General features: G+C 61.2%; 6 protein-coding genes and 1 pseudogene. 2 read left to right on the forward strand and 5 right to left on the reverse strand.

Going from position 1 to position 11,749, the window contains the following annotated elements; translation table 11 throughout:
• Positions 1–50 precede the first annotated feature (50 nt).
• The 4 genes from AC1DWF_RS16865 to AC1DWF_RS16880 all read right to left on the reverse strand — a co-directional run bounded on the left by AC1DWF_RS16865 (position 51) and on the right by AC1DWF_RS16880 (position 7,698).
• Positions 51–1,625: an ABC transporter substrate-binding protein gene (locus AC1DWF_RS16865; protein ID WP_476788575.1), complete on the reverse strand. Its 1,575-nt coding sequence runs from the start codon at positions 1,623–1,625 to the stop codon at positions 51–53.
• A gap of 84 nt (positions 1,626–1,709) precedes the next feature.
• Entirely contained in the window at positions 1,710–5,561 is a 3,852-nt protein-coding gene (locus AC1DWF_RS16870) for a hydantoinase B/oxoprolinase family protein (RefSeq protein ID WP_476841856.1), read from the reverse strand.
• Between the two features lie 18 nt (positions 5,562–5,579).
• Positions 5,580–6,359 carry an IclR family transcriptional regulator gene (locus AC1DWF_RS16875; protein ID WP_476783070.1) on the reverse strand — a complete coding sequence of 260 codons (780 nt, stop codon included), beginning with the start codon at positions 6,357–6,359 and terminating at the stop codon, positions 5,580–5,582.
• 184 nt (positions 6,360–6,543) lie between these two features.
• Entirely contained in the window at positions 6,544–7,698 is a 1,155-nt protein-coding gene (locus AC1DWF_RS16880; RefSeq protein ID WP_476783069.1) for a M20 aminoacylase family protein, read from the reverse strand.
• A gap of 164 nt (positions 7,699–7,862) precedes the next feature.
• Here AC1DWF_RS16880 and AC1DWF_RS16885 point away from each other — a divergent pair, with 164 nt between their 5' ends.
• Both AC1DWF_RS16885 and AC1DWF_RS16890 read left to right on the forward strand, forming a co-directional pair.
• A complete protein-coding gene (locus AC1DWF_RS16885) occupies positions 7,863–9,041 on the forward strand; it encodes a M20 aminoacylase family protein (RefSeq protein ID WP_476788577.1) in 1,179 nt (392 codons plus the stop codon).
• Positions 9,042–9,731: 690 nt separating this feature from the next.
• Positions 9,732–11,129 carry an MATE family efflux transporter gene (locus tag AC1DWF_RS16890; RefSeq protein WP_476786199.1) on the forward strand — a complete coding sequence of 466 codons (1,398 nt, stop codon included), beginning with the start codon at positions 9,732–9,734 and terminating at the stop codon, positions 11,127–11,129.
• A 325-nt stretch (positions 11,130–11,454) separates the two neighbouring features.
• On the opposite strand, the pseudogene AC1DWF_RS16895 reads toward AC1DWF_RS16890, so the two are convergent.
• Positions 11,455–11,749: pseudogene (locus AC1DWF_RS16895) on the reverse strand (recombinase family protein); the annotation flags it as partial.

Raw genomic sequence — 11,749 nt, forward strand, 5'->3', positions numbered from 1 at the left:
GTCCTTTGGTTGGAGCTTTGGCGGGCCCGGAGGCCCGCCAAATGTTCGACTTAGCCGAGCGACAGGCCCCAGGCCTCGATGGCGTTGGAGGCCACTGGGGTGAAGTGGTAGTCCTTCACCGTGTCGCGCATGGCGAGCTTGCGACGCTCCAGCACGCCGAAGACGTCGGGGGCGTCCTCGACGACCTTCTTCTGGAATTCGCCGTAAATGGCGACGCGCTTGGCCTGGTCGATTTCCTTGCGGCCAGCCTCAATGAGAGCGTCGACTTCCGGGTTCTTGTAGACGGCGTTCTGCCAGGCGCCGTTGCGCGACGAATGGTAAGCCGCATAGGCGATATTATCAGGGTCGCCATAGTTCGCCGTCTGGTAAACGGGGAACAGGTCCGGGAAGGTTTCGGGCGACTTGCAGGCGGTGACCATGTCGGGCCAGTTCATCGGCACGATCTCGAGCTCGATGTTGAGCTGCTTGAGGCTGTCGAGCATGATGAGTGCCCAGCGACGCTGCTGCTCAAGACCCGAGACGTGGTACATCTTGAGCTTGAAGCCGCCTTCAGGCTTGGCCGACTTCGCCATGTATTCCTTGGCCTTGGCCAGATCAGTGCCATAGGCGACGAGATCAGGATTGAAGCCGAGGATGCCCTTGGGCAGCGGGCCGTTCATCGGGTCGGCGTAACCTGCCGCGTCCAGGATCGCCTGATAGTTCGTGGCATAGGAGATGGCCTTGCGCAGGTTGATGTCGGCACAAGGTCCATGCTGCGTGTTCATCTTGATCGAGAAGGTGCGGTATTCCGGTTCGATGACTCTGACAACGCCTGGCGCGTCCTTCAGTGCGTCCATGTCTTCGCTGGTGAGGTCGGTGGCGATATGCGCTTCGCCGCGCTGGATCATCAGCCGCTGCGTAGCGGTCTCACGCACGATTTGCCAGATCACCCCTTCAAGATTGCCGCCGCCGGCCTGCCACGCTTCCGGCGCGCGGGCCAGCTGGTAAAGCGTGCCGACCTCGAAGCGGGCGACAGTGAACGGGCCTGAGCCGGCAGCGTTGGTCATGAGGTAGGTTTCGCCGGCGTCGCTACCGAGATTGGCCTCGACCACCGCCTTCTCGACGATGAAGATCCACGGCAGCACCTGCAGGAATGGTGCGAATGGCGTTGCTAGCTTGAACTTCACCGTTCCGGCGTCGACCGCCGATACGCCCTCGGCGGTGACGATGTCGCGGATCATCCACGAATTGCCCTTGGCAAGCTTCAGCGCACGGCCGAAGGAATAGACCACGTCGTCGGCGGTGACGGCATTGCCGGAATGGAACTTCGCGGCCTTGTTCAGAACGAATGTGTACTCTGTCCCGTCAGGGCTGACGGCCCAGCTCTCAGCGATCCCCGGCGTKGGTACGGGCGGATTGCCCGAGATACGCACGAGCGGGTCATAGACGTTGCGCAGGAAAAAGGACGCGGAATAGCCCGTCGCGGTGTGCGGGTCGAAATTGGGGATGTCCTGGCCGGCGGCGATGATCAGGACACCGCCCGACTGCGCAAGGAGCTGGCGGGGAAAAACAGTTGTAGCGAGGCCCACGCCGGCCAAGGCCAGCAGGCCACGCCGCGAGATGTTGAACTTGTTAAAGGCAGTCATTGCATTCCTCCTGTCGAATATGTGGTCGTCGTTGCAGGTGGGCGGCGCCAGTCGGCCGGGCGCCGCCGGAAATCGATGGGACGGTCAGGCCCAGGCCACGTTCTCCTGGGGTGCCACGGTTCCCGATGTTCCCGGTTCGTGGCGGTAGTTGAGCGCAACGTGATCGGGCGTGACGAAACCAAGCGCGAGGTCGCGGGAGATTGCAGCCGGGGCACGCTCGGCGGAGTTGCCGTAGCCGGAACCGCCGGCGAGCACGAGCTCGACTACCTGGTCGGTCCGGTGTAGCGAAACCAGCTCGCCCGTGCCGCAATCACGCAGCACGCTGCCGTCGGTGGACAGTACGCGTCCGCGGGCCCCGCCGCCGGCCTTGCCGCCGAACAGGCCGTCGATCGGATTGTCGACGCCTTCGGGATAGACGGACACCAGCATCTCCAGCCCGTCATCGTAACGCTTGCGGAAACGCACGACCTGGCCAAGTCCGCCGCGCATCTTGCCGGCACCGCCGGTGTCTGCAAGGAATGCCTTCTCCAGTACCAGGACCGGAACTCGGCTTTCCATCAGTTCGATAGACGTATTGGCTGCCGAGGTTGGCCAAAGAAGCGAGGAGTGGCCGTCGCCGCGCTCGGAGCCGCCCTGACCACCTCCGCAAAAGAGCATGTCCGAATAGAACTGCCCGTCCTTGGTCTGGCCATAGACATTGGCGGCCACGGCAAGTCCGGTAAACGACTGGACCATATCAGGCGAAGCCGATGCGAGCGCTGCGAAGATGTTCGGCGCGAGATACCAGCCAGTGCGCGTGCGCAGGTTCACCGCAGCCGGATAGGTCGGGTTCAGGATCGAGCCTTCGGGCGCGGTAACGATGAACGGGCGATAGCATCCGGCATTGCCGCGCACAGTCGGCGTGAGCATGCACTTCAACGGGTAGGTCGCATGGGCCGCCGTGTAGTTCAGCGTCGAGTTCAAGCCACCCTGCGGCAGTTGCGGCGGGGCACCGGCRAAATCGACGCTGATGCTGTCGCCTTCCACTTTCACCAGAACCGGGTAGCTGATCTTTTCGCCCAGCGGGTTGTTGGTGATGACCGAACGGTATTCACCGTCGGGCAGCGCAAGGATCGCGTCGCGCATGGCCTTTTCCGACAGCCCTTGGACGACTTCGGCGAGGGCGCCCAGATCATGCATCCCATAGTCGTGCATGAAGGCATCGAGCCGCTCCGCCCCGAGCTTGTTGGCTGCCACGAAGGAGAAGATGTCGCCCAGGACCTGCTCGCCGTTGCGGACGTTCTGCTGGATGAGCTGGATCAGTGTCTCGTTTGGCTTTCCCTCCTCGAAGATCTTCATCGGCGGGATCTGCAGCCCTTCCTCATAGATCTCGCGGGCATGGAGCGAATCCTTGGTGCCTCCGATATCCGAGACGTGGCCGACAGTACCCATCAGGCCTACGAGCCGACCGTTGCGGAAGGCAGGCGTGACGATGGCGATGTCGAAGAGATGGCCGGCGCAGAGCCATGGATCGTTGGTGATCAGGACGTCGCCAGGCTTCAGAGTTTCCGCCGGATAACGCGCCAGCAAGGCTTTGACCGCGCGGGGCAGCGTCAGGTTGAAGACGGGCATCGCGCGCGGGCTATGGGCGAGCGTTTCGCCATCCTTGTCGAGGAGTTCGCAGGCAAAATCCTGCGCCTCGGCGATGACGAGCGAAAACGCAGTGCGGCACACCGTCAGCCACATCTCCTCGACGACATTGACAAGGCGCGACCACATGATTTCTAGGCCGATCGGATCGGCCTTGATGCGGGAGACGGCCTCCGCCCGCGACATGTCAGCGGTGACGAACGCATCGATGGCCTTGAGCGCGCCAACCTGAACGCAAAGGTTCTGGCTTGCATCAATGGTCACGCTGTCCGACGGGCCGATGACGGTGGTGGACTCCCGTTCCTCGATGATTGCCGGGCCAGGGATCGTGTCGCCGCTGCTGAGCGCGTAGCGATCGTAGACTGCGGTCTCGAAACTACCTTCGTCGAACCAGCAGACGCGGTGCCCCTTGATCCGGGCCGCGGTATCGCCGCCGCCGGTAGCGCCGGTCAGCGAAAGCTGCGGTGTGGGGCCTGCCACACGAACGCGGAAGTTGACGGATTCAAAGCGCGCACCCTCGAAAGGCTCGGCATAGCGGGTCGAATAGGCGCGAACAAAGGCCTCGCGTATTGCGGGTAGATCGCCTTCGCCGAGTGTGGTGGCAGGAAGCGGCACGCTGATGTCGTGCATCTGCCCGACAAGGCGCATGTCCGCGCTGCGCTCGACTATAGTATCTGCTGAGGCGATGTCCGAGCGTGACAGCTGGTGGCGGCCCTCGTTTTCGAGGTCCGTAAGCAGCCGGTTGACAGCGTCCGCGTCGAAACCTGACTTCAGTTCGACCCTCAGTGACCGCACGCCCTCGAAGGAAAGAGGAGCGGCGAGGAAGCCAAGCGCCGATGCCGCGCCCGATGCAGGCGGGATCAAGACGGAACTGATGCCCATGGCACGTGCCACATCGACCGCATGCGCGGGGCCGGYGCCGCCGAAACCAACCATGGAGTATTCGCGCGGATCTTTGCCGCGCTCAACCAGATGCACGCGCGCAGCAGAGGCCATACTTTCGACGACGACCTTGTGGATGCCGAGTGCCGCCTCTTCGGTTGTGAGGCCCAGCGGCCTGGCCACGCGTGCGATTGCTGCGCGGGCGGCCTCGAGGTCGAGCTTCATGCGGCCGCCGAGGAAGAAACTGGGATCGTAATAGCCGAGCGTGAGGTTGGCGTCGGTGACCGTAGGCTCCTTGCCACCCATGCCATAGCATGCCGGACCAGGATCGGAACCCGCCGACTGCGGGCCTACCTTAAGCAAGCCGACGTCATCGATGGCGGCGATCGAGCCGCCGCCGGCGCCGATCTCSAYCATCTCGATCACTGGCGCCTTGATAGGCAGGCCGGATCCCTTGACGAAACGGTGGACGCGCGCTGCCTCCATCATAGGCGAGATCTCGGCGCGCCCGTTCTCGATCATGCAGGCCTTGGCAGTGGTGCCACCCATATCGAACGAAATGACATCGGAGAGCCCGGCTGCCTTGCCGAATAGAGCTGTGGCGAGCCCGCCGCCCGCCGGACCACTTTCGAGCAGTCGGATTGGAAAGTCGCGCGCGGTCTCCAGGGACATCAGTCCACCGGCAGAATGCATGAGACGAAGCGGGCCTGCGAAACCCGCGCTTCGCAAGGATTTCTCCAGCTTGGTCAGGTAGCGGTGCATCAGGGGCTGTACGAAGGCGTTGGCGCAGGTCGTAACCGTACGCTGGTATTCGCCCATTTCGGCCACGACCTCGCTCGAAATCGAGATCGACAGCTCGGGGAACGCAGCGCGGATGATGTCGGCGGCGCGGCGTTCATGGGCTGCGTTGGCGTAGGAATGGATGAACGCAATGGCCACTGCCTCGCAGCCTTCCGCGACCAGCGATTTCGCCGCCTGCAGAACCTGCGCCTCGTCGAGAGCGGTTTCCACCTCGCCTGCGGCCGTCATGCGCTCATCCACCTCGCGGCGCAGGTCGCGGCTGACCATGGGATCGGGGAAAGAGACGAAAAGGTCATAGATGTCGTAGCGCTGCTCGGTTCCCATTTCGAGCAAGTCCCGGAAACCGCGCGTCGTAATGAGGCCGACAGGAGCACCCTTGCGCTCGATAACGGCATTGGTGACCAGCGTTGTGCCGTGAACGATCTCGTCTACATCGCCGTGCTTGATGTTCTGCAGATCCAGCAACTCCTGCAGGCCGACGAGCGCTGCCTGGGACGGATCGTGAGGCGTGGTCAGCCGCTTGTGCAGCGTGACGGAGTGGTTCTTGCTGTCGTAGAGCACGAAGTCGGTGAAGGTTCCACCAATGTCGAACCCCACGCGCCAGCGGTTGGGCAGATCACTCATTACATGATGTCCTTTTCTTCAAATCCGGGGGGCGACGAAAGCGCTGTCGCCCAGGTCCTCGGCAATGCGGGCGGCCCCCTTGGCGAGGGCAACGATCATCTCGTCGCGGCCTTTGGTGTCCACGAGTGCGTGGGGGTAAACGATGCACAGGCTGACGGCTTCGTCGGTGCGAGGGTCGGCAACTGATATCGCGATGGCGTCCACCCCGGGGGTCGCCTCCTGGCTCGAATATGCGAAGCCTTGATGCCGTACTTTTGAGAGCTGCTCGCTCAGGTCAGCCAGCGCACCGTGTCCGGCGTAGAGTGCAAGCACCTCTTCATCGCCAAGCCGCGCTAGCAGCGACCGACCGGTGGCACTGAGATGGGCGGGCAGACGCCGGCCGATATTGCTGACGACGCGGAGCGCGTTGGTGCCCTGGAAGTCGGCTACAGCAGTCACTTCCTTGCCGTCGCGCACGGAAATGTAACCGGTATGGCCAAAGGTATTGCTTGCTTCGGCTACGACTTCGCTGGCGCGGCCAATCAGCAGCGAAGAACGACGGTAGGCCGCCGCGAGGTCAAGCATCAGGCGGCCCGGGCGATGCCGGTGGCTGTCGCCGATCGTCTCCAGCATGTTCGCCTCGCGCATCGCCTTCAAGAGACGTGACGCATTGGCTTTCGGCATGCCGAGCAATCTCACGACGTCCGAGACCGTGAGATCGGGACAGTCGTTGCCAAAGCACCTCAATACGTCTGCGGCATTATTCAGGACCGACATTGCTCCTCCGAGCCGTTCCATAAAATGGAACCTGAGTTCCATATAATGCAACCAATGCTCTCGTCCGTTCATTTGGTCAAGTTGAAAAATGAGCCGACTTCCCGATGTCACCGGGCAGGCGGCGTCACAGGATCGCAAAGCCAAAGCTTCGCCCGCCCCGGCAGCGATGCCGGGATCGAGCGAATTCCTCAGATCAAGAATTTGATTTTATTGGGGGCCGTCGCCCTCAGGCGGCGCCGCGTACTTCGACGAGGCGTGCCAGCAAACTGGCGCCGACAGGCAGGATCGTGTCGTCGAAAATAAATCCGGGATTGTGCAGCGGAACAGTGCCGCCATGCCCAAGATTGAAGAAAGCGCCGGGAACGACGCGCAGAAGGTCGGCCATATCCTCCGACCCCATGGTCAGTTCGGCATTCGGTTGCGCCTTGTCGCCGACGATCTCTTGCGCGACCTCGATGAGATTGCCCACCCGCTCCGGATCGTTTGAGAGGACATCGAAGATGTTGCGGATATCTGCCGTGATCTCGATCTCATGCGCGAGCGCAAAACCTGCGCAGAGCTTGCGGATGCGGTTTTCGATCATCACGCCATCGGCATCGTCGAAGTAGCGGAAGGTGCCGCGAAGCACCGCGGCTTCAGGAATGACGTTGTAGGCGGATCCGGCATGAAACTGCGTGACCGAAACGACGGCGGGATGCGTCGGATCCATGTTGCGCGAGACGATCTCCTGCATCTCTTTCACCAGGCCAGAACCGATGGTGATCGGATCGCGGCTGGCCTGGGGCATGGCCCCGTGGCTACCGCGGCCGTGGAGGGTGATGTCGAAGAAGCTGGCGCCGGCTTGCGCCTTCCCCGGCCGGATCGTCAGCTGGGAATGCCCCTGATAGGGCGAGTTGTGCATCCCATAGAGTTCGTCGCAGGGGAAGCGGTCAAAGAGACCGTCGCGCAGCATCGCCCTGGCGCCGCCAAGGCCTTCCTCTGCCGGCTGGAAGATCAACACGGCGCGACCTGCGAAATCGCGATTGCCGGCGAGATAGCGCGCAGCACCGAGCAGCATGGTGGTGTGCCCATCGTGACCACAGCCATGAAAGACGCCGGGGTTCTTCGACGCATAAGGCAGGTTGGTCAGCTCATCCATGGGCAGGGCGTCCATATCGGCCCGCAACCCGATGCTACGGCCCGGGCGGGTACCCTCGATGACGCCGACCAGTCCGGTTCCGCCAATGCCGCGCTCGATGATGACGCCCCAACTCGCAAGCAGATCCGCCACCCGCTGGGAAGTGCGATGCTCCTCGAAGCCGAGCTCGGGATGCTGGTGGAAGTCTTTGCGTATCGCGGTGAGATCGTCGGCGAATTGGGCGATCTGTTCGATTACTGGCATGGGGAACCGTCATTGTTGGCTTCGGCCGTCTCTCGCACCTGCATCTTGTGAAGGCAAGCGTTTCGTCCTACGGCGTCGAAGACGTCGAGCGCGCAAGCTCGGGTGCGCGTCCTCGCCGTTGGACTGCGCGGCAAACCTGATTCAATTGGAAGAAAGAGGAAGAGATGCCCATCCAAGACACGATCGAGACGATTGCCGAGGAAGCCGTCCTGTGGCGCCGCCATCTCCATCAGCATCCCGAACTCTTGTTCGACCTKCCCATCACATCGACCTTCGTTGCCGACAAGCTCAAGTCGTTCGGCTGCGATGAAGTTGTCACCGGTATCGCGAAATCGGGTGTTGTCGCAGTCGTGAAAGGAAGGTTGGGTGGCCGCACCATCGGTCTGCGGGCCGATATGGATGCGTTGCCGATAACCGAGCAGACAAATCTGGCTCACGCGTCGAAAAACCTCGGCAGGATGCACGCATGCGGTCACGATGGCCACACGGCGATGCTGCTTGCTGCTGCCCGTCACTTCGCCTCCACTAGGGATTTTGCCGGAACGGTGGTGCTGATCTTTCAGCCTGCTGAGGAGGGTGGCGCTGGTGGGCGCGTGATGATCGAGGAGGGGCTTCTGGAGCGCTTCGGCATACAGGAGGTCTTTGGCATGCATAACGACCCGGGCCTGCCAATAGGTTCGTTCGCAATCCGCTCTGGGCCGATGTTGGCGGCCGCCGACCGCTTCGTTGTTACTCTGCGTGGTAAGGGTGCCCATGCCGCCTCGCCGCACGAATCGCGGGACCCTGTGCTGGTCAGTGCGCATCTGGTGACGGCGCTCCAGTCGATCGCCTCACGCCATGTCGATCCCTTCGATCCAGTGGTCGTGTCGGTCACCTATCTCGCCGGCGGCAGTGCCGATGCACTTAACGTGATCCCGGAAGCGACCGTCGTTGGTGGCACAATACGCACGATTGATCCAAAAACGAGGCAAGCGGTCGAGCAGCGTTTCCGGGATATGGTAACCAACACTGCGCGGCTGTTTGAAGCGCAAGCCGAGATCGACTGGCGACCGGGCTACCCGGTTACGGTCAACAACCCCGAGATGACGCAAGCTGCAATAGCCGCTGCCGCCACGGTCGCCGGATCAGGTAGTGTCGACGGAAACTGTCAGTGCACGATGGGCGCGGAAGACTTTTCCTACATGCTCGAGAAGCGACCAGGAGCGATCATCTGGTTGGGCAACGGCGAGTCAGCCGGGCTTCACAATCCCGCCTACGATTTCAACGACAACGCAATCATTCATGGTGTTCGCTACTGGACGACGCTCGTCAGTGACAGGCTAGCGACGCCGGCTGAGCGCTGAATATGTGGATGCCCACGCACAACCGACCCTCACTAAGCCACGGAAGTACTGGCTAAGGTTGGGCGCAAGGACATCGAGGTCATTGCGCGCGGAACGAAGCCGCGCGTGATGTTTCTGGGCGCCCGGCGGAGCAGGCATAATGCTGTGTGCCCCCGGCTCGCCTACGTCGTGCTTGCCGAAGAGAAGGTTACTTCCTAACTTCGGTCATTCCGATGTTGGTCGGTTGCCGAATGGCAGCTATCCGCCGAGCTCGCCCCGATAGCGGACCGACGGCTTCCGGCCCCAGATGAGCCGCGGAAAATCATTTCCCGCGTTGGAAACTGATGTGCCAAGGTCTACAGCTTCTATTGGGCGGGAAGCGGAAGTTCCGCTTTGGGCCCACGGGCGGCAAAGAAGGATCTAATCCGATGCCGCGAACCGCACATTGCACCGCAATGGACGGCTCCAACGACCTTAACCAGTGTCCGCCAAATATGCACAAGCTCAATTTATGCTCCTTGACAGTAAAACGACCCGAAAATAAACACGCATCCAGGTCCACAGGGTGACCTGCCGCTCGCATGGCGTTATCGCCAGTGGTTAAGCCCCTGCATTAGACAAGCTGATCGCCATTTCCCCCTGGGGCAGTTGGAGCGATGGCAATGCGAGCCCCATCAAAATCATCCTACTTGCCCATGACGGGAGTTTTTGATGAGCGACCAAACGTCGTTGGCGGCTGAGCCGAAAAATTCATTCTTGCGTGGATCGATCCGATCCGTATTCATTCGAACCTGCCTGCCAATCATCGTCGTGACGACGATAAGTGGCCTGCTGACCGTCGTCGATGCCATGTTACTAGGCGCATTCGTGGGGGCTGATGCCCTGAGCGCGGTGACGTTGGTGTTTCCAATCTCGATGTTATTGGTAGCTGTCTCGACTATGGTCGGCATCGGCATGGCCAGCATTTTGGGTCGCCGACTAGGTGCCCAAGACATGGATGGGGCAATCAATACCTTTGCTTCCGCACAGGGGCTTGCCGTTGTTGTCGCTGCTTTGGCAATGCTGACTTTTTTTGGACTGGGTGCCCATATTGTCAGTTTGGTGGCGGGCGGTAACGTCCACCTCGGTGAGATGGGGTGGACCTTCCTTGCCATTTCATTTGCTACCGCACCGGCAGGGTTTCTACTCTCTGTGCACGCCGACGCGCTGCGCATGGAGGGTCGAGTTGGCTTCATGGCTATGGCTGGCGTGTTGGTGACGCTGGCCAATATCGGGTTCAACGCATTGCTAATCGGAGTGTTTGATTTTGGAGTGGCTGGATCAGCCTGGGGTACGGCCCTGGCGCAGGTATTGGGGCTGGGTATCGTGGTTGTCTATCGCATGAGCGGCAGGGCAGTTCTGCCGATGGTCGGTTTGAGATACGACCGTGAATGGCGAGAAATGCTGACTCTTGGAGCACCGCGTAGCCTCAATTTCATCGGTATTTCGCTCATCGCGGCGGCGGTGCTGTACGCCCTGCAACGGCTGGAGCTGCCGCAGTCCGACATGACTATCGCAGCGTACGGGGTGGTGATGCGCTTGATGACATTTGCCTTCCTACCGCTGATGGGTATGAGCCTGGCCCTGCAGGCAATTGTCGGCAATACGGTAGGTGCTGGACAGGATGAACGGGCAAAGCAGACGCTTTACTTTTCGCTTGGCGTGAGCGTCGTTTATGGCCTGCTAGTGCAACTGCTGCTGATTGGTGGACGCGACTGGCTGGGCGGACTTTTTGTGCGCGATGCCCTTGTTGGGCTGGAGGTGGCACGCATTGTTCCGCTGTACCTTGCAGCGTATTTCGCTTTCGGCCCGGTAATGATGGCCGCCAGCTATGCGCAAGCCATAGGCAGGGCGCGGCAAGCCGCCATCCTCTCGCTGGGGCGGGCATATCTGTTCGCAATTCCACTGACCTTTGCCTTGCCCCACATTTGGGGTGAGACCGGTGTGTGGGTCGCCGCTCCAATGGCCGATATCTTGATGCTGACGCTCAGCGTGTTGGTCTGGAGGCGTGCCGGCACTTCTACTACGCGAAAGGCGGGCCACTTAGGATCAAACTCGCTCACTCCATAATGTGGGTTATGCGCCGCATTGCCTGATGGACTACCATTGCTGTCCTCGCCGATGCCTCGCGACGAAAGGCAGCTCTAGGGATTTTGCAATCTACTTCCGAATGACCAACATGAGTTTGCTGCCAAAGGTCACCAGTCGCCACGCAGCGTCGGATTCGGGGTGGGAAACGGACTGGCAGGTTTCGGGCGGCTATTTCGGGAAAGCTGCCCTTCGCCTGATCAACGACCTTCGACAGCTTCGGCAGCTTTGCGCCCAATCTCGGTCGCTCAAACCTGAACTGAGAACTCCCAAAAGCGGACGCGCTGTCATACAGTTATCTCGATAGTTAAGAGAGGTTCGAATCCTGTCGGGTGCGCCATTTCAGTACAGAACTATGAACGCCAGAAACCGCCGATTTCACGCTTGAAGTGGCCACGAGCGTTCGCAACAGTTCCGATTTCGATCCCATGATGCGGACTTCGGTATCCGCGACCTCGACGCGCTGCGCCAGCGCGCGCAGGTGATCCCGCCGATAGCCGCCTCCCTCAAGCCGCAGCCTTTCGCGAGCAACATTGGCGAAACCCTCGATCATATCCGGCGTGACCGCCTGATTGCCAGTGCTGTCCAGCATGGCCTGGGCG

The organism is Aminobacter sp. P4_D5, assembly GCF_056401815.1.

Excerpts from the sequence above, each read along its gene's own strand:
- AC1DWF_RS16875 (WP_476783070.1), bottom strand. The coding sequence starts at position 6,359 with ATGGAACTCAGGTTCCATTTTATGGAACGGCTCGGAGGAGCAATGTCG.
- AC1DWF_RS16880 (WP_476783069.1), bottom strand. The coding sequence starts at position 7,698 with ATGCCAGTAATCGAACAGATCGCCCAATTCGCCGACGATCTCACCGCG.
- AC1DWF_RS16890 (WP_476786199.1), top strand. The coding sequence starts at position 9,732 with ATGAGCGACCAAACGTCGTTGGCGGCTGAGCCGAAAAATTCATTCTTG.